Consider the following 25,147-nt stretch of genomic DNA (forward strand, 5'->3'; position numbering starts at 1 on the left):
CGCCGCCGGATCGGCCATTCGGATGATCTCCGCGTCCCCGGACGGCTGATCGGGAGGCAGACATCGGCCCGATGCGGGCGGGTTGGCGCGGCGGCGAGGCTGGAATCCGTCAGCCCGACTGTGCGCGATCGGTACCCCCATCGGGGTGAGACACGCGCACGGTCGGTCACCTCGCCACCGAAAGGCCAACCATGATGAACCTCTCCCGCCGACTGCCCAAGGCCCTCGCCGTCACCGTCCCGCTGGCGGCGGTCCTCGCCACCGCGGCCTGCGGCAGCGGGATCGACGAGAAGGCGGCGTCGGCCGCCCCGGTCACCACCGCCGCGGTCGCGGCGCCTGCCGCGGGCGACCAGGCCACGAAGGGCACGGCGACCGCGAACCGGTTGACCGTCGGGACCGCAGGCGCGGCCGCGCAGGCCGCGCTCGCGAAGTGCCAGGCAGACGGGCTCGGCTTCGTCACCGTGGCCGTGGTCGATCGCAACGGCAACGTGCAGGCGATGCTGCGCGGCGACAACGCGGCACAGCACACCGCCGAGGCGGCCCGCCAGAAGGGCTACACGGCAGCGGCTTTCGGTGCCAATACCAGCGATCTGGCCGGTCGCGCCAAGGGTGACGGCGCCACCGTCGCGGACCTGGACGGCACCCTGTTCCTGCCGGGCGGCGTCTCCGTGAAGGCGGGCAACGCGTCCATCGCCGGCATCGGCGTTGGCGGGGCCCCGGACGGCATGGCCGATCAGGCCTGTGCCGCGGCCGGTCTCGAGGCCATCGCCGGATCGTTGCAGTAGGCATGAGCGCTGCGGTAGCGGTGAACGCCCACATGAGGCGCGCGTCGGCCGTCGTCGTCCTGGCCGCTGCGGTGGTCGCGTGTGCCGCCTGCGGCGGCCAGGAGCAGGCGGTCGGCGCCCGGCCTGCCACCACCCCGGTCCCCGCGTCGGAACCCGCGCCCGCGCCGTCGCCCGAGATCAGGCCCGCCTCGACCCCGGAGCTGGAGGGGTCGCTGTTCGCGGCGGTCCGGGCGGATGATGCGGACGCGGCCCGTGCGGCGCTCCAGGGCGGCGCGGCGTTGGAGGCCCGCGGGGAGGGCGGCCGGACCCCGCTGGTGGCCGCGGCGAAGTCGAACTCCGTGAACACGGCCCGGGTGCTGGTGGCGGCGGGCGCCGACGTGAACGCGAAGGACGACATGGAGGACTCGGCGTTCCTGTACGCCGGGGCCGAGGGGTACGACGAGATCCTGGCGTTGACGTTGGCGGACGACGCGGACGTGTCCGCCACCAACCGGTTCGGCGGCACCGCGCTGATCCCGGCGGCCGAGCACGGACACGTCTCGACGGTCCGGATGCTGATCGGGGCGGGCGTGCCGGTGAATCACGTCAACGAACCGGGCTGGACCGCACTGCAGGAGGCGGTCGTCTACGGCGACGGATCGGCCCGCTACCTCGACGTGATCGGGCAGCTGCTCGCGGCGGGCGCCGACCCCTCGATCGAGGACTCGGACGGCCGGACGGCCCTGGAGAACGCGAAACGCCGCGACCAACGAGCGGTCGCGGCGCTGCTAGGGGAAGAACGCTGAAGGTCAGGCCCGTGCGGTGGCCGCCGTTTCCACGGTCGACTTGATCCGGGCGAGGGTGGTGTTCATGCCTGCGACCATGTCGATCTCGAAGTCGGCGGTGCCGCCCATCATCTTGTCGATGAGGAAGGACGAGATCTTGGTGGTGCCGGTCGGCGCCTCGCGACGCTCGGTGAGGCGGGTGCCGGTATCGGTGGCCTCGAGCGCGTAGGTCCAGATGGTGTGGTTCTCCACGACCCGCCAGGCGATCGTCTTGTTCGGCTCGAAGCGGACCACCTTCGAGGTGGTGGGCCAGACCAACAGGCCCTTCTTGTTCAGGTTGAACGTCTTGGTGCCGTGGGTGACCTCGCCGAAGACGTGCATCCGCCTGCACTGTGGGCTCCACTCGCCCATCCGCTTGAGGTCCGAGACCACGGCCCACACCGCGGCGGGGGGAGCGGCGATCTCGATGCTCGCTTCGAGGGTGTTCGTCACTGGGCTTTCTCCGGTTCTACGAGGATTAGTGCTACGCACCGTTACGGATATCTTGCCGGATCGCTGGCGTTCGTCAAGGCCCGATCTTGGCATGGCTCGGGGTCAGGGGCGCGGAGTCAGCCGGAGCACCACGTCGTCGCGGCCGTTGTCGGTGGTGACCAGCAGCGTCCCGTCGGGCTGTCCGCTGACCGTGCGGATCCGGCCGTACCGACCTTCGAGCAGAGAGGCCTGCCGCTCGACGCCGAGACCGTCCGGGGTGAGCCCCAGTAGCAGGACCTTCTCGCCCTGCTGCGTCCCGACCGCGAGCGCGCCCGACCAGTCGCCCCAGCCGGGGCCGAGGAGAAACGATCCGCTGGCCGTGGCGAGGGTGGGGGTGCCCGAGCTCCACACCGCCCCGCGCGCGCCGGGGACCCTGTCGGGGTCGGTCATCGGCACGGCCTCGATGTACCGGCCGGGTTCGAGGTCGGGCCGCCAGCCGTAGTTGCCCGCGGGCACCAGCGCGTTCACCTCGTCGTCGCGGTGGGTTCCCTGCTCCACCGAGTACAGCTGCCCGCTGCCGGGGCGGAAGCTCAGTCCCTGCACGTTGCGGTGGCCGAGGGTGTAGACGGGGCTGGCCGGATCGGGGTTCCCCGCCGCGGGGGATCCGTCGGTGTCGATGTGCAGCACCTTGCCGCCCAGCGAGTGCGGGTCCTGCGGCGCCGAGGGGATGGTGGCGTCACCGGTGCCGACGAACAGGCTGCCGTCGGGTGCGGCGAGGATCCGGCAGCCCGCGTGCCGCCCGCCCGTGCTGGGCAGGCCGGAGAGCACCACGCCCGTCCTGGTCAGCGAGGTCCATTCCGGATCCACGGTCCAGGACAGCAATCGGACGTCGATCGGCCCGTCGGTCCGGTGCCCCTGGCAGGTGAACACCCGGCGGTTGCTCGCGAACCCGGGATCGAGCGCGATGCCCATCAGGCCGGTCTCCCCGGAGACGTAGAGATCGGAAAGGTCGGCGGTCGGCCTGGTGACCGAGCCGTCGGGCCGCCGCGCCACGAAGCCGCCGCCGCGCTGCCCGGTCAGGAGGGTGCCGTCCGGCGCGACCGCGACATCCCACGGTTTGTTCAGCCCGGTCAGGAGCTCGGTCACCTCGACGGTGGGCGGGGCGGACGCGACCACGCTGCGGGCGGCGGAGGTCTCGGGGGAGCTCGTGTCGGTGGCGCTCGCGCAGCCGGCGAGGAGCAGGGCGAGGGCCAGCGCGGCGTATCGATCGCGCACGGGCCACCTCCGGATCTTCCGGTGATAGGAGCTGGTTCCAGGATATCGCCGCCGCCGGACCCTCCCGTAGGGCGCGGCGGGGGCCGAGCGCGGCAAATGAGCGCCCCTCAGGGGTGGATTTCGCTGTAATGCCGGGGGGATGATTGACGATGAAATTGGTATCCACGCAGTACTTGAACCACGCAGACACCGGAGTGATCCGTCGTGAAGATCCCAGTCGTTCTCCAGCACGTACGACATGAATCCGTCCCGATCCTCGAATCGGCCCGGATGAAGGGTCGTCCCAAGTCGTGGCCGGGTGAACAGCTCGAGCGATTGCTGACCGACGGCGAGATCGAGGACATCGAGCGCGGTCTGTTCTGACCCACGGCGCCGGCGGCGAGTGTGCAGTTTCCGCCACCCCTTCCCGGTGAACGCGCACGTAGGTGCACTCTCGCCTGGCCAAGTTGTTCTATTGGAACTAGAACAATATAATCAAAGCGTGCTGATACGAATCGACCAGACCGCGGCGGAACCGCTCTACGAACAGGTCGCCTCGAGCGTGCGCAGGGCCATCGCCGTCGGCGAGGCGGCACCGGGCGAGCGACTCCCGGTGGCCCGCGACCTGGCGGCCTCGCTCGATCTCAATGTCCACACCGTGCTGCGGGGCTACCAGCTGCTGCGCGACGAGGGCCTGATCGAACTGCGGCGCGGTCGCGGCGCGGTGGTCACGGCCGACGCGACCACCCGCGGCCGGCTGCAGGAGGCGCTCCGCGACCTCGTTGCGGAGGCCCGTCGGATCGGCATGGGCGCCACCGAACTCACCGCACTCGTCAAAAAGGAGATGCAATGACCGCCTCGAACTCATTCCCCAGGGTCGGCTGGCTCCGGGCCCTCGCCGCCACCGTGCTGCCGCCCGCGCTCACCGCGGTGGGCGCGGTTGCCCTGATCCGGGCGTGGTTCGCCGAGCTGCCGGACCCGGTGGCCGTGCACTTCGGCCCGGGTGGCGCGGCGGACGGGTTCGGCTCGACGGGCGCCGCGCGGTGGTCTCCGCTGATCGGCCTCGCGTTCGCGCTCGGTTTGTGCCTGCTGCTGCTCCTGCTGACCCGGCGGGACCTGCGGTCGGCTCGGGTCGGCGCCGCCGTGGGGTCGGGCACCGGGGCCTTCGTCGCGGCCCTCCCGGTCGCGCTGCTCGCACCGCAGCGCGGCCTGGCGGATGCCGCCGAGGCCTCGTTGAGCGGCTGGTGGATGGTGCTGCCCGTGGCGGCGGGCCTGGCCGCGGCCGCGATCGGGTACGCGGCGTCGCCCTCGCCGGGACCCGCCACCGCGCAGCGACCGCCCCGCGAGGACGCGCCACGCATCGCGCTGGCGGACAGCGAGAAGGTCGCCTGGTCCGGGTCGGCAGCGATGCCGCCCTGGTTGGCCGCCGTGGTCGGCGTGCTCCCCGTCGCGGTGGTGCTCGGGCTGGTCGCCTTCGGATCGAGCTCGTTCGTGCTGGTGCTGGTGGTCGCCGCGGTCTCGGCCGCGCTGATGGCCCTGGTGCTGGCGCCGGTTCGGGTCACGGTCGACGCCACCGGGCTGACGGCCCGGACGCCGATCACCGGCAGGCCGACCCGCATCCCGCTCGACGAGATCGCGGAGGCCGACGTCGTCGCCGTCGGGATCCTGAACAGGTTCGGCGGTTTCGGCTACCGGGTGGGCCCCGACGGCACCGGGCTCATCGTCCGGCCCGGGCCCGCGCTGCGCATCACGCGCGGTGACGGTTCGCGGTTCACCGTCACCGTCGACGGCGCCGAGCAGGCCGCGGCGGTCCTCAACGCGCTCGCCGCCAAGGGGCGCACGCCGCGCTGACTTCGCGGCATACTCGACCCCAGGGACCGAACCGTCGCACGCACGGGAGGATCACGATGACCGAGATTGCCGGGATCGATCCGGACGTCGCACCGAGCGGGCCGGGCTGCGTCGACTGCGACGCGGGCGGAGGTTGGTGGGTGCACCTGCGCCGATGTGCCCAATGCGGGCACGTCGGGTGCTGCGACACCTCGCCCGGGCAGCACGCGACCGCGCACGCGGCGGCGACCGGGCACCCGTTCATCCAGAGCTTCGAGCCGGGCGAGGACTGGTTCTGGAACTTCCAGACCGAGCAGATGTACGACGGACCCGAGCTGGCCCCGCCGCGGCACCACCCGGTCGACCAGCCGGTGCCGGGCCCGGCGGGCCGGGTGCCCGCGGACTGGCAGGACCACGTCCATTAGCGCCGGCCGAACCGATCCGGACCGAGGGGCCTCGCCGCCGCCCGCGGGTGCGATGCAGTGGGATCCGGCGCAGTACTCGCTGTTCGGGGCGGAGCGTCGCAGGCCGTTCTTCGATCTGGTCGGGCAGGTCGGGGCCGTCGGCCCCCGCCGGGTCGTCGACCTCGGCTGTGGGCCGGGCACGCTGACCGCGACGCTGGCCGAGCGGTGGCCGACCGCCGAGGTGCTCGGCATCGACTCCTCGCTGGAGATGATCGCCGAGGCCCTCGGTGGCCGCCGCCCCGGACGCGTCGAGTTCGCGCTTGGCGGCGCGGAGGACTTCTCCGCCGCGGGGGTCGACGTGCTGGTGAGCAACGCGCTGCTGCAATGGGTGCCGTCGCACCGCGAGTTGCTCGCGGGGTGGGCGGCCGAGCTCGAGCCCGGCGGCTGGCTCGCCTTCCAGGTGCCCGCGAACTTCGGCTCGCCCTCGCACCGGTTGATGCGCGAGCTCGCCGAGTCGCCGCCGTGGCGCGACCGACTCGGCGGGGTGCTGCGACACGACGGCCCGGTGGCCGAACCGGCCGAGTATCTCGAGCTGCTGCTGGGTGCGGGACTGCGGGTCGCGGTCTGGCGGACCGAGTATCAACACCTGCTGCCGGGGCCCGATCCCGTGCTGGAGTGGGTGCGCGGCACCGGATTGCGGCCGGTCCTCGATCGGCTGTCCGCCGCCGAGACGGCGGACTTCGAGGCGGAGTACGGGTCCCGCCTGCGGCAGGTGTATCCGCGTGGCCCGTTCGGGACCGTTTTCCCCTTCCTCCGGACCTTCGTGGTCGCGCAGAAGCCGGGGGCGTGAACCGTGCCCGCGGTCGAGGGCGTGCTGTTCGACATCGACGGGGTGTTGGTCACCTCCTGGCAGCCGATCGCGGGCGCCGCGGAAGCCCTCGTAACTGTGCGCGAGCGCGGGATCGCGCGCGCCTTCCTGACCAACACCACCTCCAGGACGCGGGCCGAGATCGCGGCGGCGCTGTGCGACTGCGGCATGGCGGTGGACGCGGACGAGATCGTCACGGCCGCCGCGCTCACCGCCGAGCACCTTCGCTCGACGCACCCGGGGGAGCGCTGCCTGCTGATCAACCACGGCGACATCGCCGGGGACATGACGGACATCGAGTTCGACGCCGAGCGGCCGGAGGTGGTGGTCCTCGGCGGGGCCGGGCCCGAGTTCGACCACGCCGCGCTGAGCCGGGTGGTGGAGCTGATGCTCGACGGGGTGCCGGTGGTCGCGATGCAGGGCGGACTGACCTGGGCCACCGCGGAGGGCATCCGCATCGACACCGGGGCCTACCTGCCGGGACTGGAGGCGGCGGGAAACGCGCGGATCACCGTCATCGGCAAGCCCTCTCCGGCCGGGTTCCTGGCGGCCGCCGGGCTGATGGGGAGCAGGCCCGAGCGGACGGTGATGATCGGCGACGATCTCCAGAACGACGTGCTGGCGGCGCAGCGCGCCGGATTCGTCGGGGTGCTGGTCCGTACCGGCAAGTTCCGCCAGTGCGTCCTCGAGGCGGCCGAGGCCGCTCCAGGGCATGTGCTCGACTCGGTCGCGGACCTTCCCGGCCTACTCGCCGAGATGTGATCGAGGCGTCCGGGGCCGCGGCCGTCGCCACCCGGCTCGAGCCCAGGAAACCGGTGCCGAATCGAGATATGTCGATCCGGTCGTTGTCGGGCAAGTCTTCGGTACCGTCGCGTCGGTATCTGTTCGTTCTGCTTTCGAGGAGTTCCGTGTCGATTCAGCTCATGCCCCGCGTCCACGCCCTCATCCCTTCGATCACCCGCGCGGGCGCGAGTTTGGCGGTCGGCATCGCGATCGCGGGAGGCATGGCGGTCGCCGGCTCCGGCATCGCCTCCGCCGCGCAGGTCGGCTGCGTCTCCCCGCCCTCGGCCAACGACATCAGGGTCATCGGTGACGCGAGCTGCGGCGCCACCGCGACCGTCGGGAACGCCGGGGCGACCGCGATGGACAGCGGCACCGCGGTGAGCGTGGCCAACGGTGGATCCGCGAACAGCGTCGCGACCGGCTTCGGTGTCGCGCTCAGTTCCTCGCGCGACGCGGGCGCCGCGCATGCGTACGCCATCGGCGGCGGCATCTCGCACTCGAACGCCTCGAACGGCCACACCACCATCTCGGTGGCGGGCTGGGGCTCGGGAGCGACCGCGGAGGCGTCCGGCGTCAAGTGCGTCGGCCCGCTGTCCTTCGCCGTGAATCTGAACACCGGCGCCGTCTGCGCGATGCGCTGACCGAGCCGTCCCGACCTTGCACTCGCCACACCTGAGTGCTAAAAAGGCACTTGGCACTCGCGTCATGCGAGTGCCAGGTCGGGACGGTGAGATCGGGATCCCATCGACACCCCTGGTCGTCCGTCGCGGGCGCCGAGCCTGGCCGTAGGCGTAAATGCGTCATGAGGCGACCCGACGAGCGGTCGCCTGGTGTGTCACCCCAATCCGGAGGATCACTTCGCAATGGCCAAGATCATCGCGTTCGACGAAGAGGCACGTCGCGGCCTCGAGCGTGGCCTGAACAGCCTCGCCGACGCAGTCAAGGTGACGCTGGGACCCAAGGGTCGCAACGTCGTCCTGGAGAAGAAGTGGGGCGCCCCCACGATCACCAACGATGGTGTGTCCATCGCCAAGGAGATCGAGCTCGAGGACCCCTACGAGAAGATCGGCGCAGAGCTGGTCAAGGAGGTCGCCAAGAAGACCGACGACGTCGCCGGCGACGGAACCACCACCGCCACCGTGCTCGCCCAGGCTCTCGTTCGTGAGGGCCTCCGCAACGTCGCGGCCGGCGCCAACCCGCTCGGTCTCAAGCGCGGCATCGAGAAGGCCGTCGAGGCCGTCACCGCCCGCCTGCTCGACACCGCCAAGGAGGTCGAGACCAAGGAGCAGATCGCTGCCACCGCCGGTATCTCGGCTGGCGACCCGTCCATCGGTGAGCTCATCGCCGAGGCCATGGACAAGGTCGGCAAGGAAGGCGTCATCACGGTCGAGGAGTCCAACACCTTCGGCCTGCAGCTCGAGCTCACCGAGGGCATGCGCTTCGACAAGGGCTTCATCTCGCTGTACTTCGCGACCGACGCCGAGCGTCAGGAAGCGGTCCTCGAGGACGCCTACATCCTGCTCGTGAGCTCCAAGATCTCCACGGTCAAGGACCTGCTGCCGCTGCTGGAGAAGGTCATCCAGTCCGGCAAGCCGCTGGTCATCATCGCGGAGGACGTCGAGGGCGAGGCCCTGTCCACCCTGGTGGTCAACAAGATCCGTGGCACCTTCAAGTCGGTCGCCGTCAAGGCCCCCGGCTTCGGTGACCGTCGCAAGGCGCAGCTCGCCGACATCGCCATCCTCACCGGTGGCGAGGTCATCAGCGAAGAGGTCGGCCTCTCCCTGGAGACCGCCGGACTCGAGCTGCTCGGCCGCGCCCGCAAGGTCGTCGTCAGCAAGGACGAGACCACCATCGTCGAGGGTGCAGGCGACGCCGACGCCATCGCCGGTCGCGTCAACCAGATCCGCGCCGAGATCGAGTCCTCGGATTCGGACTACGACCGCGAGAAGCTGCAGGAGCGCCTGGCCAAGCTGGCCGGTGGCGTCGCCGTCATCAAGGCCGGCGCCGCGACCGAGGTCGAGCTCAAGGAGCGCAAGCACCGCATCGAAGATGCCGTGCGCAACGCCAAGGCCGCCGTCGAGGAGGGCATCGTTGCCGGTGGTGGCGTGGCCCTGCTGCAGTCCGCCCCCGCGCTGGACGACCTGAAGCTCGAAGGTGACGAGGCCACCGGCGCGAACATCGTTCGTGTCGCCCTCGAGGCCCCGCTCAAGCAGATCGCGTTCAACGCCGGCCTCGAGCCCGGCGTCGTCGCGGAGAAGGTTCGCAACCTGCCCGCCGGCCACGGCCTGAACGCCGCGACCAACGAGTACGGCGACCTGCTCGAAGCCGGCATCAACGACCCGGTCAAGGTCACCCGCTCGGCGCTGCAGAACGCAGCCTCGATCGCGGCCCTGTTCCTCACCACCGAGGCCGTTGTCGCCGACAAGCCGGAGAAGGCCGGAGCGCCCGTTGGCGATCCGACCGGCGGCATGGGCGGCATGGACTTCTAGTCCACAGCCACACCAGTTCCACCCGGCGAGGCCCGGGTCACCCGATCAGGGTGGCCCGGGCCTCGCTCGTGGGCGGGGTCACCTGCGGAAACACGGTGTTCACCGGAGCGACCAACGTAGGTCACCGTTACGGACGCTCGGTCCACTAAGTTCGTTTCCTGTGGCGAGGGGTCACACGCAGTTTCTGCGGTAGGTCAATTCTTGGAGGATCACATGGGTTCCATCAGCACCATCATCTCGCTCTTCGAGCTCTACCAGCTGCTGAGCCAGTTCAGCTGATCCCCCTGGATGGCGGCCGGGCTCCCGTGTGGAGCCCGGCCGCTGTCTGCCGTGGGGTCAGTTTTGCGATTCCGGGGACAGTCGTACGCCTTCCGGGTGAGACTGTCGGCGCGGGATCGCTGACAACGCAGGCGCTGTGCCTGCGTAAGATCACCCGCAGCAAGCCGAGGGTCCATGCGTACCTGCGCGTGGACCCCCGTTCTGTAGAGAAGTACCGAACACCCACCGATCTCGGCCCATAGACAGTCAGGTGCAGCACACATGAGCAACCTTCGTCGATCCGGCGCCCGCAAGGCGCGGCTGGCAGCAGCCGCTGCGGCCCTGATGATCCTTCCCCTGATCGGCGCGGGCGGACTCGCGACCGCCGCACCCTCGGGCGAGCAGTCCGGCTCGAAGATCGAGCGGGTCGAGGGCAGTGGGCGTCAGGTGACCGCGTACGTGTACTCGGCCTCGATGGGCAAGACCATCCCGGTCAAGGTTCAGCGCCCGATGGACAGCAGCGTGCCGCGGCCGACCCTGTACCTGCTCAACGGCGCGGGCGGCGGCGAGGATTCCGCCACCTGGCAGCGTCGCACGGACGTCGCGACGTTCTTCGCGGACAAGAACGTGAACGTGGTGACCCCGGTCGGTGGCGCCTTCAGCTACTACACCGACTGGCAGAAGGACGACCCGAAGCTCGGCCGGAACAAGTGGGCGACCTTCCTGACCAAGGAACTGCCGGGGCTGATCGACTCCGAGTTCAAGGCCAACGGTGTGAACTCGATGGCGGCCATCTCCATGACCGGCACCTCGGTGCTCAACCTGGCGATCGCAGCCCCGGGTCTCTACAAGAGCGTCGCTTCCTACAGCGGGTGTGCCGAGACCAGCACCGACATGGGCCGGGCCTACATCAAGATGGTCGTCGAGTCGCGGGGCGGCGCCAAGGTCGAGAACATGTGGGGCGCGAAGAACGACGCGGCCTGGGTGGCGAACGACCCGGTCGTCAATGCGGAGAAGCTGCGCGGGACCCAGCTGTACATCTCCTCCGGCAACGGACTGCCCGGAGCGCACGACAACCTGGAGGAGACCGGTGGCATCTCCGGTCTGGCGAACCAGGCGCTGCTCGGCGGCGTGATCGAGGGCGCGACCCTGGTCTGCACCAACAACCTGTCCAAGCGGCTCGGTGAGCTCGGCATCCCGGCCGTCGTCGACTTCCGGCCGAACGGCACCCACTCGTGGGGCTACTGGCAGGACGACCTGCACAAGTCGTGGCCGATGCTGGCCGCGTCGATCGGTCTGTAGCAGACCCGACAGCTCATGCGACAGTGACGGCGCCGATCCCGCGGAGTACGCGGGGTCGGCGCCGTCTTGTCGTCGGGGGCGGGGTCTGCCCCCGACGAGGTGATCAGTCGACCTGGTTACCGGAGGCCCTGTGCAGGCCCGAACTCATGGTCGACTCGAGCTTGTCGTCGAATTCGTCGTAGACCACCGAGCCGATCCAGATGATCAGCGTCGCCCACACCCAGGTCCAGAAGCCCCGGATCTGGAAGTCGTTCGTCAGCAGCACCACGATGAGCAGGACGAGGTACGTCGCGACCAGGTTGACGACCCAGGTGTAGGCGCGCAGGCCCGGCACGGTGCTCAGCAGGCGGGTGATGAGCGGCTTGACGAACAGCGTGGCCAACGTGAACAGGATCGTGCCGACGATGAACCACAGGGGATAGGTGATGTGGAACGGGCCGAGTACCAGATCGGCGATCCACAGCACGACACCGTTCGCGACCAGTGCGGTCAGGATGCGGGGAACCCAGAGCTTGGTTGGGGTCGGACTCGAGGTGGTCATGTCGCCAGGATGAGCGTCGGCGACGGGCGCGATCGGGCTTTCGTTGCCGACTCAATTGATTGATGCATCGACGTTATGCGTCCGTTATTGGATCAGGTGGAATCGCGGAGCGCGCCGAGATGCGGTGCAAGCGTTCATCTGGGCGACACCGCGCCGACGAGCGCGGCGGTTACCGTCCGCGGATGACCGAATTCGACCACCCAGTGGATCTCGCCGACACCTCCGCGTTCGCGGTCCGGGACGACGATGACGACGACCCGATCCTGGTCAACGCGGCGGACGGGCGGGCCGTCGACACCTGGCGCGAGGGGTACCCGTACGCGGAGCGGATGGAGCGCGCCGAGTACGAGATGGCGAAGAGGCTGCTGCAGATCGAGCTGCTCAAATTGCAGAACTGGTCCAAGGCGACCGGCCGCAGGCACGTGATCGTGTTCGAGGGTCGGGACGCGGCCGGCAAGGGCGGCACCATCAAGCGGTTCACGGAGCACCTGAACCCCCGCGGCGCGAGGGTGGTGGCCCTCGAGAAGCCCTCCGCCCGCGAGCAGGGCCAGTGGTACTTCCAGCGATACGTCGAGCACCTGCCCGCGGCCGGGGAGCTCGTCCTCTTCGACCGCTCCTGGTACAACCGCGCGGGCGTCGAGCGGGTGATGGGCTTCTGCAACGACGACCAGCACGCGCGTTTCCTGCGGCAGGCCCCGCTCTTCGAGCAGATGCTCGTCGACGAGGGGATCAGCCTCACCAAGCTGTGGTTCTCGGTGTCCAGGAACGAGCAGCGCACCCGGTTCGCGATCAGGCAGGTGGACCCGGTCCGGCAGTGGAAGCTCTCCCCGATGGACCTTGCGTCGCTGGACAAGTGGGAGTCGTACACGGCTGCCAAGGAGCAGATGATCAGGTTCACCGACACCGACATCGCGCCGTGGACCGTCGTGAAGAGCAACGACAAGAAGCGCGCCCGGATCAACGCGATGCGGCACGTGCTCAGCCGCTTCGACTACGAGAACCGGGACGACGAGGTGGTCGGAACCCCGGATCCGCGCATCGTCTGCCGGGCGCGAGACTCCTTGGGGGACTGACCGGCCCGAGCCCGGCGGGAGGTCCCACCACGGGTGAACTCCGGCGCGAGGAACTCGCTGAGCTCCTCGGGATGGCAGACCCCGAATGTGGGCAGCTGACAAGTGGATCAGCGGTTGCGATGTCCGAATCCTGTCGGCAGGCGCCGCGGCGAGAGAGTATGGGAACCGTGGACACCATTCCGATTCAGATGCCCGACGGCACCACCATCGCGGTACGGCTGTTCGCAGGCCGGGAGGCGGCGCCGGTGGTGGTGATCTTCCCTGGGCTCGGCGTGCCGGGCGGGTTCTACGATCCGGTCGCCGAGGCGCTGGTCGCACACGGATTCAACGCGGCGGTCGGTGAGCTCCGCGGGCAGGGCGACAGCAGGCCCCGGCCGGGCGCGGACAGCAGCTACGGGTATCAGGAACTGGCGTCCGTCGACTATCCGGCCACCTTCGAGGTCGTGCGGGAGCGGTTCCCGGACAGCACCCCGTACCTGCTCGGGCACAGCATGGGCGGGCAGCTGGGGGTGATGTACGCGGCCAGGGCCAGGGGAAAGCTCGGCGGGCTGATCCTGGTGGCGTCGGGTTCGCCGTATCACCGCGGCCACGGGGTGGTGCGCGGCGCGGCGCTGCTGGCCGGAACGGCGGCGATGTCGGTGACGGCGAACGTCGCCGGGTTCTGGCCGGGGGACCGGTTGGACGTCGGCGGGTTCGGCAGGCAGTCGAAGGTGCTGATCGGGGACTGGTCCAGGTTCGCGCGCACCGGCACCATCGAGCCGACCGGAGCCGACATCGACTACGAGGAGCGGATCGGCCGGCTGACCCTGCCGGTGCTGTCGATCTCCATGGAGGACGACGACCTGGCACCGCGGCAGGCGATCAAGAACCTGGTCGCGAAGATGCCGAAAGCGGACCTCACCACCTGGCATCAGCCGGAGCCGCTGGGTCACAACGGCTGGATCCGCAGTCCGGACAGCACCGTCGGCCGCATCGTGGAGTGGCTGCACGACCGCGCCTGACCCGCCGAGTGTGCACCTACGGTCCGTCTCGCCCGGGCGATGTACCCGTAGCTGCACACTCGGCGGGGATACCCTGGATGTGATCACCACGACCCGCCCGCACCGTGCGGTCGGCTCGGAACCGATCCGCCATGGATGAACCCGTTCCCCCGAGTGACGCGACGATCGCAAGCGGGCCGCTGACCGAGGAGGCCCCCGGCACCGCCGTGTACGTGAGCTCGGCCGTCTCCGACTCGACCGGCACCCGCCCGGAAGCGGGGCTGGTCGTCGACACCGGCGTGCGGCGCCTGGTCGCCGACTGGGAGTCGACCCGGTCCCCGTCCGACCTGTCGGACTACCTGCCGAACGCGGCCGCGATCCGGCGTGCGGCGCTGATCGACCTGATCATGGTCGATCTCGAGTACCGGTGGTTGCGCGGTGGCCAGCCGAAACGAATCGCCGACTACTGCCGGGAGTTCCCCGAGCTGCTCGCGGAGCCGCTGCCGCCCGAGCTCGTGTACGAGGAGTATCGGGTGCGCCGCGCCAGCGGGGCGAGCGTCGAGCCGGAGGAGTACCTGCGCGGCTTCCCGCAGCAGGCCGACCGGTTCGAATGGCTGCGCGAGCACGATCTGCCGGGACGCCGCGGTGCGCCCGTCCCGATCGACCTGCCCGAGAACGCCGAGTTCGCGGTCGGGCAGCAGCTGGACGACTTCGAACTGATCGCGGAGCTCGGGCACGGTGCGTTCGCCCGGGTGTTCCTGGCCCGGCAGCTGTCCATGCTGCGCCCCGCGGCGCTGAAGATCTCCCGCAACGTCGGCAGCGAGCCACAGACCCTCGCCCAGCTCGACCACCCGTACATCGTCCGGGTCTTCGACCAGAGGCTGTTCGAGGACCGGCAGTTGCGGGTGCTGGTCATGGAGTACGTGTCCGGTGGCACGCTGCTGGATGTGGTCAAACTCGTCCGCGCGACCCCGCCCGAGCGACGGAGCGGTCAGCTCCTGCTCGATTCGATCGACAAGGTCCTCGCGGGCAAGGGAGAGATCGGGCCGAGCGAGTCCAGCGTGCGCGCCGAGATCGCGGAGCTCTCGTGGCCGGAGACCGTGGCGTGGATCGGGCTGCGGCTGGCCGACGCGCTCGAGTACGCGTGCGCCCACGGCGTGCTGCACCGCGACATCAAGCCGGCCAACGTGCTGCTGAGCGTCGAGGGCGTCCCGAAGCTCGCCGACTTCAACGTCAGCTCCAGCGACAGCACCGACCCGGCCGGCCGGTCCGGCTTCGTCGGCGGATCTGTCGCGTACATGGCGCCGGAGCAGCTGGCCGCGGTGTCCCCGGAATCGGCCGCGAGCGCGCCGCCGATCGACACCCGCAGCGACATCTACGCGCTCGGGGTGATGCTGTGGGAGCTGCTGACCGGGGTCCGCCCGTTCGCGGACGCCCCTGCGGGCGGATCGCAAGTGTCGCCGGGCGAGGTGCTCGCGATCCGGCGCGGCGGGGTCGATCCGGACGCCAGGGCCCGGCTCCCGGCCGACTGCCCGGCCGCCCTGCGCCGGGTGCTGATGACGTCCCTGGCCTTCGATCCCGCCGACCGCTGGTCGAGCGGCCGTAAGTTGGCACGCCAGTTCGCGCTGTGCCTGGATCCACACGCCCGCGACCTCGTCGATCCGCGTCCAGGGAGCTGGCGGTCGACGCTGTCGCGGTGGTCGCTCCCGATCCTGCTGGCCGCGATCGGCATCCCGAACCTGCTGGCCGCGGGCTACAACTACTACTACAACAAGGCGCTGATCATCTCCGAGCTCTCGCCGGAGGCCCAGGACCATCTCGAACAGGTCCACCTGATCGTGGGCGGCCTGGCCTTCCCCCTCGGCGCGTTCCTCATCCTCTACTGGTGCCGGCTCGCGCTGATCGTCCCGCGCGGTCTACGGCGGGGGCAGCGGTACGCCCCCGAGATCCTGGCCAGGGCGCGCACCGCGACCCTGAATCTGGGGCACCGGGCCGTCGTGGTCGCCTTCGTGCTCTGGGTGGTCGCCGGGGTCGGCTACCCGATCGTCCTGCAGGCCGCGGCGGGTGGTATTCCGTCGCAGGCCTATTCGCACCTGATCGCCTCGCTCGCGGTCTGCGGGGCGGTGGCCGTCGCGTACCCGTTCTTCATCCTCACCTTCTACGCGGTGCGCTGTGTGTACCCGATCCTGTTGTCGCACGGGGAGATCGGCAGCGCCGACGGTCGCGACCTGCGGGCGCTCGGCCGGATCACCACCCGTTACGTCGCGGTGGCCGCATCGGTTCCACTGGTGGGCGTCGCCGGGCTCAGCTTCGTCGGGGCCGAGCCCGGCAACACGGTCAACGCCACAGTCCGCGCGCTGTGCATCGGCGGCATCATCGCGTTCATCGGTGTGTACCAACTGTTCCGGTGGGTCGAGGGCGACCTGCGGGCGCTGACCCGGGTGGTGTCGCTGGGCGGCGCCCGCGGCTATGCCGCCGAGATCGAGGCCCCGGAGTCTGTCCAGACGCCCCGGCATGAGCGCACGATCAGAGCCCCAGTTGTGACCCGAGGAACGTGAACGTCAGCGCCGTCTTGAACGCCAGCTGGGCGTTGTCGGAGGCGCCGCCGTGCCCGCCCTCGATGTTCTCGTAGTACCAGGTCCGGTGCCCCTGCTCCTCGAGTCGCGCGGCCATCTTCCTGGCGTGGCCGGGATGCACCCGGTCGTCACGCGTCGACGTCGCGATCAGGACCGGCGGATACGCCGCCTCCGAGTCGGTGTTCTGGTACGGCGAGTATCGGGAGATGTACTCCCATTCGGCCGGGTCGTCGGGGTCGCCGTACTCGGCCATCCAGGACGCGCCCGCCAGCAGCAGGTGATAGCGGCGCATGTCCAGCAACGGAACCTGGCAGACGATGGCACCGAACAGTTCCGGGTAGCGGGTGAGCATCACACCCATCAGCAGCCCGCCGTTGCTGCCGCCCTGGGCGCCCAGCTGGGCGGGCGTGGTGATCCCGCGTTCGACGAGGTCCCGCGCGACGGCGGCGAAGTCCTCGAAAACCTTGTGCCGCCCGGCCTTCAGCGCCTGCGTGTGCCACTCGGGCCCGTACTCGCCGCCGCCGCGGATGTTGGCGACCACATAGGTGCCGCCCCGCTCCAGCCAGGCCAGGCCGGTCGAGCCGCTGTACGCAGGCGTCATCGAGTTCTCGAAACCGCCGTAGCCGTACAGCAGCGTCGGTCCGGGTTCGGCGTCCTTCCCGCGCACCACGAAGTAGGGGATCCGGGTGCCGTCCTCGGACACCGCGAAGTGCTGGGCGACCGCGAGCGAATCCGCGTCGAAGAACGAGGGCGACTGCTTGAGCACCTCGATCTGCTCGCCGACCATGCCGTGCAGCAGCGTCGCGGGCGTGAGGTACCCGCTCGAGTTGAGGAAGAACTCGTCGCCCTCGACCGGATCCACGTCCAGGATGTCGGTGGTGGTGAGCTCGGAGACCCCCTCGAGCGGCACGTCCGTCCAGCCGGCGGGTCCCGGTGTCCGCACCCGCAGCCGGGTCTGCACGTCGGACAGCGTCACCAGCAGCAGGTGGTTGCGGGTCCACACGTACTGCTCGAGCGAGGTGTGGGCGTCGGGCGCGAAAAGCACCGTCAGGTCCCGAGATCCGGCGAGATAGTCCTCGTACCGGGCGGCCAGCAGGGTGCCGGCCGGGTGCTCGTGCCCGGCGACGGACCAGGCGGACCTGGTGCGGATCAGCAGCCATTCCCGATGCACGGAGAGGCCTGCGTCCTCGGGCGTCTCGATCCGCACCAGGGTGCCGTCGCCCATCAGCTGGAAGCGCCGGGAGTTGTAGAAGTCGATGGACTGCTCGACGAAGCTGCGCTCGAACCCGGGGGTGCGGTCGTACCAGGCGGACACCGCGACGTCGGTCTGCTCGCCCTCGAACACGGTGACGGCCTCGGCGATGTCGGTGCCGCGGGTCCAGCGCTTGGCGATCCGCGGGTAGCCGGAATCGGTGAGCGTGCCCGGCCCGAGGTCGGTGCCGACGTACACCGTGTCCACGTCGATCCAGCCGATGTCGGTCTTGGCCTCGGGCAGGAAGAAGCCGCCTTCGGACGGTTCGACGAAGCAGCGTCGTTCCAGATCGAACTCGCGGGTCACCGTGGCGTCGGCGCCGCCCCGCGACAGGCTGATCAGTGCGCGCTCCTGGCCGGGGCGCAGCACCTGCGCGCCGGACCACACCCAGTTCTCGCCGTCGCGTTCGGCGAGCTCGTCGACGTCGACCAGCAGGTCCCAGTTCGGGGCGTCGGTGCGGTACTCGTCCATCGTCGTCCGTCGCCAGAGGCCGCGAACGTGCTCGGAGTCGCGCCAGAAGTTGTAGAGGTATTCGCCACGGAGCCGGACGTACGGGATGCGGGCATCGGTGTCGAACACCGCCCGGATCCGCGTCTGCAGGTCCTCGAACCCGGCGTTCTCGGTGAACTCGCCGGTGGTGCGGCCGTTGCGCTCGCGTACCCAGTCCAGTGCGGGCTCGGCGGTGACGTCTTCGAGCCAGAGGTAGGGGTCGTGCAGGTCGGAAGCCATTGTTCATTGATACCCCTGACGTGCGGATCCGCGCGCAGGAGGGGACCGCGCGTCGGCGGGGGTTCCCATCCGCCCCTCGGAGTGCTACACATTTGAGACAGCTGTTGTGATTCTGCAACAGCGGCGAGGAGGTCCCATGCCGGTCCGCACGCTCGTCGAGCTCACGCCGCCGATGACCGCACGGTCGGTGGCGCTGAGCCTGCTCCTCGGCATGCGCCCGGCCCGGATGTCGGCGCGCGAGATCGCCCGCACCGGGGAGATGTTCGGCGTCGCGCCGTCGACCATGCGCGCCGCGCTGTCGCGGATGGTGGCGGCGGGCGACCTGGTCACGAAGGACTCGATGTACCTGCTCGGGGCCAGACACCTGGAGCGGCAGGCCCTGCAGGAGGCGCTGGTCAACCCGAGGCGGGTCCCGTTCGACGGCCGCTGGGACATGGTGGTCGTCGTGGTGTCCGGCCGGGAGGCCGGGGCGCGCGGCATGCTGCGCACCACCCTCGCCGAGCATCGGTACGCCGAGCTGCGGGAAGGGGTGTGGATGCGACCGGCCAACCTGACCGGGCACGACCTGCCGCGGCTCGACGAGGTGCACCGGTTCGCCGCGGTCCCCGAGGATCCCGGCGCCTTGATCGGGCAACTGTGGGACCTCGACGCCTGGTCTGCCGAGGCCGGGCTCATCCTCGGCGCCCTGTCGGTGCCGGGGCAGTCCCAGGAGCGGTTCATGGCCGCGGCCGCGGCCGTGCGGCACCTGCGCACCGACCCGGCACTGCCAGACGAGCTGCTCCCCGAGAACTGGCCCGCCGACGAATTGCGTTGGGCCTATGACGATTACCGCACCCAGTTCGCCGAACTGGCCATGCGCGAGGAAGTGAGGGGCAAGCTGTGAAGACACACGAGGTGACCAACCAGGTTCCGCCGCTGGTGGATTACGACACCGCCGGGCACCCGCTGTTCGACGAGATCCTGACCGCCGCGGGCGCCGCCGACGCGCTTGCCGAGGTCCACGAGGTCGGCACCCTCGCGGGCAGCGCGTACGCCAAGGAACTCGGCGACCGCGCCGAGGCGCACCCGCCGATCCTGCGCACGCACGACCGCTACGGAAACCGGGTCGACCGGGTCGACTACGACCCGGCCTATCACGACCTGATGCGGCACGCGATCGGGTTCGGTCTGCACGGCGCACCGTGGCGCGACAAGCGCGACAACGCACACCTGATCCGGGCCGCGAAGTTCACCGCCTGGCAGGTGACCGACGCCGGACACGGCTGCCCCATCTCGATGACCTATGCCGCCGTCCCGGCGCTTCGGGCGGACGAGAAGCTGTCATCCGAGTTCGAGCCGCTGCTCGCCAACGACCAGTACGACCCGTCCGTCGCCCCGACCGCGCTCAAGCGGGGTCTGATCGCCGGCATGTCGATGACCGAGAAGCAGGGCGGCTCGGACGTCCGGGCCAACACCACCACCGCCACTCCGCATCAGGACGGCAGCTACCGGATCGTCGGGCACAAGTGGTTCACCTCGGCGCCGATGTCGGACATCCTGCTCACCCTCGCGCAGGCGCCGGGCGGGCTGACCTGCTTCGTGCTGCCGCGGGTGCTGCCGGACGGCAGCATGAACACCATTGCGCTGCAACGACTCAAGGACAAGCTGGGCAACCGGTCCAACGCCAGCAGCGAGGTCGAGTACGACAACGCCATCGGGTGGCGGCTCGGCGAGGAGGGGCGTGGGGTGCGGACCATCATCGAGATGGTCAACATGACCCGCCTGGACTGCACGCTCGGCGCCGCGGCACTGATGCGCGAGGCGGTGGGGCAGGCCGCCCACCACGCCGCGCATCGCAGCGCGTTCGGTGGCCTGCTGATCGACAAGCCGTTGATGCGCAACGTGATCGCCGACCTCGCCGTCGAGGCGGAGGCGTCCACCACGGTCGCGCTGTGGCTGGCCTCGCAGACCGATGCCGCACTCCGGGGCGACCAGCGTGCCGCACTGCTGCGCCGCCTCGGCCTGGCCGTGTCGAAGTACTACGTCTGCAAGCGCGGTCCGGGCCACGCCGCGGAGGCGTTGGAATGCCTGGGCGGCAACGGTTTCATCGAGGAGTCCGGGATGCCGCGGCTCTACCGCGAGGCCCCCCTCGGATCGATCTGGGAGGGCAGCGGCAACGTCGCCGCCCTGGACACCCTGCGCGCCCTGGCCAAGCAGCCCGAGGTCCTCGGGGTGTTCTTCGACGAGCTCGACGCCGCGGCCGGGGCGGACCCCCGGTACGACGCCTACGTCGCCGCACTGAAGGCGCAGTTCACCGACCTCACCGACCTCGAGTACCGCTCCCGCGTCGTGGTCGGCCGGCTGGCACTGGCGCTGCAGGGCTCGCTGCTGGTCCGGTCGGGCAATCCGGCGGTCGCCGATGCCTTCCTCGCCACCCGCCTCGCCGGCGACTGGGGCACGGTCTACGGCACCCTGCCCACCGGCCTCGACCTCGCGCCGATCATCGAGCGCGTCGTCCCCACCCCCGCGTAGTCCGCAGCTGCGCGCCGCGTAGCGCATGAAAAGGGCCCCGCACCACACGGTGCGGGGCCCTTTCTCGGTCAGGCGCGGGGCGTCACAGGCCGATGGACTCGGCGAGCATCGGCCACGACTCGTGCAGGTCGTCCTGCCAGTAACCCCAGGAGTGGGTGCCCGCGGGGCGGAAGTCGAAGGTCGCCGGGATGCCCAGCTGGCCCAGCCTGCCCTGGAGGTTGTGCGTGCACTGGTTGACCGCGGCCTCGATCATGCCGCCGACGATCACCTGGTTGGCCAGCGTGTCGACCCTGCCGTTGACGGCGGGGTTCGCCAGGTTGTCGTGGTCGCCGGGCAGGCCGCTCGACGAGGAGACGAACAGCTTGATGCCGCGCAGCTTCTCGGCGTTGACGACCGGGTCGTTCTCGGCCCAGCCCGGGCCGTCGTACGGGCCCCACATGTTGGTGGCCTCGGCGCCGCCGCGGGACTCGACGACCGTGCGGACGTAGAACTTGCCAGCGTCGGTGCTGGTCTCCGCGCAGCCGCTGTAGGCGCCGACGCTCTTGTACAGGTGCGGGGCCGCGATCGCGAGGTTGAGCACCGAGGTGCCCGCCATCGAGATGCCCGCGATCGAGTTGACGCCGGTGGTGTCGAAGGCGTCGTCGATGATCGGCGGCAGTTCCTTGGTCAGGAAGGTCTGCCACTTGTTGCGACCCAGCTTCGGGTCGTCCTTCTGCCAGTCGGTGTAGTAGCTGAAGGCACCGCCGATCGGGGTGACCACGTTGACGTTCTTGTCGGCGAAGAAGCTCATCACGTCGGTCTGCTTCTGCCAGGTGGCGCGGTCCTCGCCGCCGCCCGCGCCGTTGAGCAGGTACAGGCTCGGGCGGGGCGCGCTGGTGTCGGCGGGGGTGATCACCTCGACCGGGATCACCTGGTCCATCGCCGCCGAGTACACGTATGCGGTCACCTTGCGGTCGGAGTTCTTCTCGATCCGCTCGAGCTTCGATCCGGACTCCGACTGCGCGGTGGCCGGCGCCGCGGGCGCGAGGGCCGGGCTCACCAGCATCGGCAACACGGTGAGCGCGATCGCCGCCGCGACGAGGCGGCCGCGGCGGGATGTCTGAGGACGCATGCGAGAAACCTTCACTGTTGATTCGTCGGTTCACCGAACTCGGGCGTTACGCGATTCGGGTAAATCGGACGTCGTTCACCTGGCCACGTCGGACGGGGCCATCTCCATTTTTACCCGAGGGGTCAGGTCGCCAGCCACCGCACCGAGTGAATTCGCAGGTAGGGCGGATCTCGGGGGGATTCCCGGCCTGCTACCGATGGGTAACCAGACCATGGCGGGACAGCGAATCGTCGCGGGTCTACCCTGGGCAATCGTGACCTCACACTATGACGTCGTTGTTCTCGGGGCCGGTCCCGGTGGGTACGTCGCTGCTATCCGCGCGGCACAACTCGGACTGAAAACCGCCATCATCGAAGAGAAGTACTGGGGCGGTGTCTGCCTGAACGTGGGCTGCATCCCCTCCAAGGCGCTGCTCCGCAACGCGGAACTCGCCCACATCTTCCACAACGAGGCCAAGACCTTTGGCATCTCGGGAGATGTGAGCTTCGACTTCGGGGCCGCCTTCACGCGGAGCCGCTCGGTCGCGGACGGCCGCGTCAAGGGCGTGCACTTCCTGATGAAGAAGAACAAGATCACCGAGTACGACGGTCGCGGCACCTTCACCGACGCCAAGACCATCTCGGTGGCCAAGTCCGACGGGACCACCGAGACCGTCACGTTCGACAACGTCATCATCGCGACCGGCACCACCACCCGGATGCTGCCCGGCACCGCCGTCAGCGCGAACGTGGTGACCTACGAGGAGCAGATCCTCACCAGCGAGCTGCCCGGCTCGATCCTCATCGTCGGCGCGGGCGCGATCGGCATGGAGTTCGCCTACGTCCTGCACAACTACGGCGTGAAGGTGACGATCGTCGAGTTCCTCGACCGCGCACTGCCGATGGAGGACGCGGACGTCTCCAAGGAGATCGCGAAGCGCTACAAGAAGTACGGCATCGAGATCAAGACCTCGACCGGCGTGCAGTCGGTCACCGACAACGGCGCGGCGGGCGTCACCGTCACCATGGCCAAGAACGGCAGCGACGAGGTCGAGACCGTCGTCGTGGACAAGGTGCTGCAGGCGATCGGCTTCGCGCCGAACGTCACCGGCTACGGCCTCGAGAGCACCGGTGTCGCGCTCACCGACCGCGGCGCCATCGCCATCGACGAGCGGATGCGCACCAACGTGCCCGGCATCTACGCCATCGGTGACGTCACCGCGAAGCTGCAGCTCGCCCACGTCGCCGAGGCGCAGGGTGTGGTCGCGGCCGAGACGATCGGCAACGCCGAGACCCTCGAGCTGGGCGACTACCGGATGATGCCGCGCGCCACGTTCTGCCAGCCGCAGGTGGCCAGCTTCGGTCTCACCGAGGAGCAGGCCAAGGCGGAGGGGTACGACATCAAGGTCGCGACCTTCCCGTTCACCGCCAACGGCAAGGCCCACGGCCTGGCCGACCCGAACGGCTTCGTCAAGCTCATCGCCGACACCAAGTACGGCGAGCTGCTCGGCGGCCACCTGATCGGCCCAGACGTGTCCGAGCTGCTGCCCGAGCTGACCCTCGCCCAGAAGTGGGACCTGACGGTCAACGAGCTCGCGCGCAACGTGCACACGCACCCGACGCTGAGCGAGGCCCTGCAGGAGGCCATCCACGGCCTCGCGGGACACATGATCAACTTCTGACCCAGCTCCGACCCAGAGGGGGCGTCCGGCCGTGTGCCGGACGCCCCCTCTGTCGTTTCGGCCGGAGCGGGTCAGCGGGCGTCGTAGTGCGCCTGCGCCTCGGTGATCGTCGGCATCCGGGTTTCGACCAGGTGGATCAGGCTGGTCAGCTGCGCCGCGACCTCGGCGCCGAGGTCGGTGAGGCTGTACTCGACCTTCGGGGGAATGGTCCCGAGGACCTCGCGGAGCACCAGGCCGTCCCGCTCGAGCGCCTGCAGCGTCTGGGAGAGCATCCGCTCGCTGACCCCGTCCACGCGTCGCCGCAACGCGCTGAAGCGGAACGGGCCCTCGGCCAGGGCCGCCAGGGCGAGCGTTCCCCACCGTCCGGTGATGTCCTGGAGAACCGGGCGCGAGGTGCAGCCACGGGCGAACACGTCGGATTCCAGGCTCGGGTCCGCGTCGGCAGGGCGCGGCAGGTCGGGGGCGGTCATGGACGCCAGATTACTACCCACCGATACCGCAGCGCTAACACTATCGGTTGCACTTACTGAAAATAAGTGCATGATGGACGCGGACGGTTTGTTTGAAGCGTCAACTCAACTGACTCGCGACACCCAGGAGTGCACATGACCATCGCCATCACCGGCGCCACCGGACACCTCGGCCGCCTCGTCGTCGAATCCCTGCTGGCGCGCGGAGCCGACGCGGGCGACCTGGTCGCCGTGGTCCGCGACCCGGGCAAGGCCGCCGACCTCGCCGCGAAGGGCGTGCAGGTGCGTGCGGCCGACTACACGGACCGGGCGGCTCTCGAGAGCGCGCTTGCCGGTGTCGACAAGCTGCTGCTGATCTCGAGCAGCGAGGTCGGTCAGCGGCTACCGCAGCACACCAACGTCATCGAGGCGGCCAAGACCGCGGGCGTGGCGTTCGTCGCCTACACCTCCGTGCTCGACGCCGCGAACAGCGCGCTGACCCTGGCGCAGGAGCACAAGGCCACCGAGGAGGTCATGGCCGCCTCGGGTATCGAGCACGCCCTGCTCCGCAACGGCTGGTACTGGGAGAACTACACCACCGACCTCGCGGGCACGATCGAGCGCGGGGTGCTGGCCGGAGCCGCGGGCGACGGCCGGGTCGCGGCCGCCGCCAGGGCCGACTATGCCGAGGCCGCGGCCGTCGTGCTGCTCGCGGACGGCCAGGCAGGCAAGGTGTACGAGCTCGGCGGCGACGAGCGCCTGACCCTCGCCGAGCTGGCCGCGAAGATCTCCGACGCGGCCGGCAAGACCGTTGTCTACCAGGATCTCTCGGAGGACCAGTTCGGTGCCGTCCTCGAGAGCGCAGGCCTGCCCGCGGTCTACGCGGGGATGCTCGCGAACTCGGACGCAGGCATCAAGGCCGGGGCGTTGGACACCACCAGCGGCGACCTGCAGACGCTGATCGGCCGCTCGTCCACCCCGGTCGCCGAGGTGCTGAGGCGCTCCGCGCCCGTGCGCGGTTGACGAGTCCCTGCACTCGTCAACCGCGCACAGGCGG

The 25,147-nt window shown here is 69.9% G+C and carries 23 protein-coding genes; 17 read left to right on the forward strand and 6 right to left on the reverse strand.

Going from position 1 to position 25,147, the window contains the following annotated elements:
- Positions 1-194: 194 nt before the first annotated feature.
- Together C8K38_RS02910 and C8K38_RS02915 are read left to right on the forward strand one after the other, a co-directional pair.
- The gene (locus C8K38_RS02910) at positions 195-785 is read left to right on the forward strand and encodes a GlcG/HbpS family heme-binding protein (protein WP_097210337.1); all 591 of its coding nucleotides are present in this window, start codon (positions 195-197) and stop codon (positions 783-785) included.
- Positions 786-787: 2 nt separating this feature from the next.
- A complete protein-coding gene (locus C8K38_RS02915; RefSeq protein WP_257017026.1) occupies positions 788-1,570 on the forward strand; it encodes an ankyrin repeat domain-containing protein in 783 nt (260 codons plus the stop codon).
- Positions 1,571-1,573: 3 nt separating this feature from the next.
- Here the strand turns inward: C8K38_RS02915 and C8K38_RS02920 are convergent, their stop codons facing one another.
- Both C8K38_RS02920 and C8K38_RS02925 read right to left on the reverse strand, forming a co-directional pair.
- On the reverse strand, positions 1,574-2,041 hold the full coding sequence (locus C8K38_RS02920; protein ID WP_097210170.1) for an SRPBCC family protein: 468 nt from the start codon (positions 2,039-2,041) through the stop codon (positions 1,574-1,576).
- A gap of 102 nt (positions 2,042-2,143) precedes the next feature.
- On the reverse strand, positions 2,144-3,295 hold the full coding sequence (locus C8K38_RS02925) for a PQQ-dependent sugar dehydrogenase (RefSeq protein ID WP_373560218.1): 1,152 nt from the start codon (positions 3,293-3,295) through the stop codon (positions 2,144-2,146).
- A 481-nt stretch (positions 3,296-3,776) separates the two neighbouring features.
- On the opposite strand from C8K38_RS02925, the gene C8K38_RS02930 reads away from it, so the two are divergent.
- From C8K38_RS02930 to C8K38_RS02965, 8 genes are all read left to right on the forward strand, one after another.
- Entirely contained in the window at positions 3,777-4,127 is a 351-nt protein-coding gene (locus C8K38_RS02930) for a GntR family transcriptional regulator (RefSeq protein ID WP_097210172.1), read from the forward strand.
- A complete protein-coding gene (locus C8K38_RS02935; protein ID WP_097210173.1) occupies positions 4,124-5,125 on the forward strand; it encodes a DUF1648 domain-containing protein in 1,002 nt (333 codons plus the stop codon). The genes C8K38_RS02930 and C8K38_RS02935 overlap by 4 nt, the downstream gene beginning before the upstream one ends.
- Before the next feature lie 56 nt (positions 5,126-5,181).
- On the forward strand, positions 5,182-5,529 hold the full coding sequence (locus C8K38_RS02940) for a UBP-type zinc finger domain-containing protein (RefSeq protein WP_097210174.1): 348 nt from the start codon (positions 5,182-5,184) through the stop codon (positions 5,527-5,529).
- Positions 5,530-5,581: 52 nt separating this feature from the next.
- Entirely contained in the window at positions 5,582-6,358 is a 777-nt protein-coding gene (locus C8K38_RS02945; protein ID WP_097210175.1) for a methyltransferase domain-containing protein, read from the forward strand.
- A 3-nt stretch (positions 6,359-6,361) separates the two neighbouring features.
- Positions 6,362-7,138 (forward strand): HAD-IIA family hydrolase, encoded by a 777-nt coding sequence (locus tag C8K38_RS02950; RefSeq protein ID WP_097210176.1) that lies wholly within the window; start codon positions 6,362-6,364, stop codon positions 7,136-7,138.
- A 161-nt stretch (positions 7,139-7,299) separates the two neighbouring features.
- Positions 7,300-7,800 carry a DUF6764 family protein gene (locus C8K38_RS02955; protein ID WP_097210339.1) on the forward strand — a complete coding sequence of 167 codons (501 nt, stop codon included), beginning with the start codon at positions 7,300-7,302 and terminating at the stop codon, positions 7,798-7,800.
- A 222-nt stretch (positions 7,801-8,022) separates the two neighbouring features.
- Positions 8,023-9,648, forward strand: a complete 1,626-nt coding sequence (gene groL / locus C8K38_RS02960) for a chaperonin GroEL (protein WP_077040567.1) — start codon at positions 8,023-8,025, stop codon at positions 9,646-9,648.
- A 540-nt stretch (positions 9,649-10,188) separates the two neighbouring features.
- On the forward strand, positions 10,189-11,208 hold the full coding sequence (locus tag C8K38_RS02965) for an alpha/beta hydrolase (RefSeq protein WP_097210177.1): 1,020 nt from the start codon (positions 10,189-10,191) through the stop codon (positions 11,206-11,208).
- Positions 11,209-11,311: 103 nt separating this feature from the next.
- Here C8K38_RS02965 and C8K38_RS02970 read toward each other — a convergent pair whose 3' ends face one another.
- A complete protein-coding gene (locus C8K38_RS02970; protein WP_097210178.1) occupies positions 11,312-11,749 on the reverse strand; it encodes a phage holin family protein in 438 nt (145 codons plus the stop codon).
- Positions 11,750-11,931: 182 nt separating this feature from the next.
- Between C8K38_RS02970 and ppk2 the strand changes: the two genes are divergently transcribed.
- The 3 genes from ppk2 (at position 11,932) to C8K38_RS02985 (ending at position 16,360) form a co-directional block, all read left to right on the forward strand.
- Positions 11,932-12,822 carry a polyphosphate kinase 2 gene (ppk2, locus tag C8K38_RS02975; protein ID WP_097210179.1) on the forward strand — a complete coding sequence of 297 codons (891 nt, stop codon included), beginning with the start codon at positions 11,932-11,934 and terminating at the stop codon, positions 12,820-12,822.
- Positions 12,823-12,989: 167 nt separating this feature from the next.
- Positions 12,990-13,823 carry an alpha/beta hydrolase family protein gene (locus tag C8K38_RS02980; RefSeq protein WP_097210340.1) on the forward strand — a complete coding sequence of 278 codons (834 nt, stop codon included), beginning with the start codon at positions 12,990-12,992 and terminating at the stop codon, positions 13,821-13,823.
- A gap of 131 nt (positions 13,824-13,954) precedes the next feature.
- Complete coding sequence (locus C8K38_RS02985; protein ID WP_097210180.1) at positions 13,955-16,360, forward strand: serine/threonine-protein kinase; 2,406 nt, start codon at positions 13,955-13,957, stop codon at positions 16,358-16,360.
- Here the strand turns inward: C8K38_RS02985 and C8K38_RS02990 are convergent.
- Positions 16,329-18,359 (reverse strand): prolyl oligopeptidase family serine peptidase, encoded by a 2,031-nt coding sequence (locus tag C8K38_RS02990; RefSeq protein ID WP_097210181.1) that lies wholly within the window; start codon positions 18,357-18,359, stop codon positions 16,329-16,331. The genes C8K38_RS02985 and C8K38_RS02990 overlap by 32 nt on opposite strands.
- 136 nt (positions 18,360-18,495) lie before the next feature.
- On the opposite strand from C8K38_RS02990, the gene C8K38_RS02995 reads away from it, so the two are divergent.
- Both C8K38_RS02995 and C8K38_RS03000 read left to right on the forward strand, forming a co-directional pair.
- Entirely contained in the window at positions 18,496-19,242 is a 747-nt protein-coding gene (locus C8K38_RS02995) for a PaaX family transcriptional regulator C-terminal domain-containing protein (protein WP_097210182.1), read from the forward strand.
- Positions 19,239-20,870: an acyl-CoA dehydrogenase family protein gene (locus C8K38_RS03000; RefSeq protein ID WP_097210183.1), complete on the forward strand. Its 1,632-nt coding sequence runs from the start codon at positions 19,239-19,241 to the stop codon at positions 20,868-20,870. The genes C8K38_RS02995 and C8K38_RS03000 overlap by 4 nt, the downstream gene beginning before the upstream one ends.
- Before the next feature lie 82 nt (positions 20,871-20,952).
- Here C8K38_RS03000 and C8K38_RS03005 read toward each other — a convergent pair whose 3' ends face one another.
- Positions 20,953-21,981, reverse strand: coding sequence for an alpha/beta hydrolase (locus C8K38_RS03005; RefSeq protein WP_097210184.1), 1,029 nt, complete (start codon positions 21,979-21,981; stop codon positions 20,953-20,955).
- Positions 21,982-22,234: 253 nt separating this feature from the next.
- Between C8K38_RS03005 and lpdA the strand changes: the two genes are divergently transcribed.
- Positions 22,235-23,641: a dihydrolipoyl dehydrogenase gene (gene lpdA / locus C8K38_RS03010; RefSeq protein WP_077040575.1), complete on the forward strand. Its 1,407-nt coding sequence runs from the start codon at positions 22,235-22,237 to the stop codon at positions 23,639-23,641.
- 71 nt (positions 23,642-23,712) lie between these two features.
- On the opposite strand, the gene C8K38_RS03015 is transcribed toward lpdA, so the two are convergent.
- Positions 23,713-24,111 (reverse strand): winged helix-turn-helix transcriptional regulator, encoded by a 399-nt coding sequence (locus tag C8K38_RS03015; protein ID WP_077040576.1) that lies wholly within the window; start codon positions 24,109-24,111, stop codon positions 23,713-23,715.
- A gap of 135 nt (positions 24,112-24,246) precedes the next feature.
- Between C8K38_RS03015 and C8K38_RS03020 the strand changes: the two genes are divergently transcribed.
- Positions 24,247-25,113 carry an SDR family oxidoreductase gene (locus tag C8K38_RS03020; protein WP_097210341.1) on the forward strand — a complete coding sequence of 289 codons (867 nt, stop codon included), beginning with the start codon at positions 24,247-24,249 and terminating at the stop codon, positions 25,111-25,113.
- Positions 25,114-25,147: the final 34 nt, after the last annotated feature.

This window comes from Rhodococcus sp. OK611 (assembly GCF_003050885.1).
GTDB lineage: Bacteria > Actinomycetota > Actinomycetes > Mycobacteriales > Mycobacteriaceae > Rhodococcus_G > Rhodococcus_G oryzae.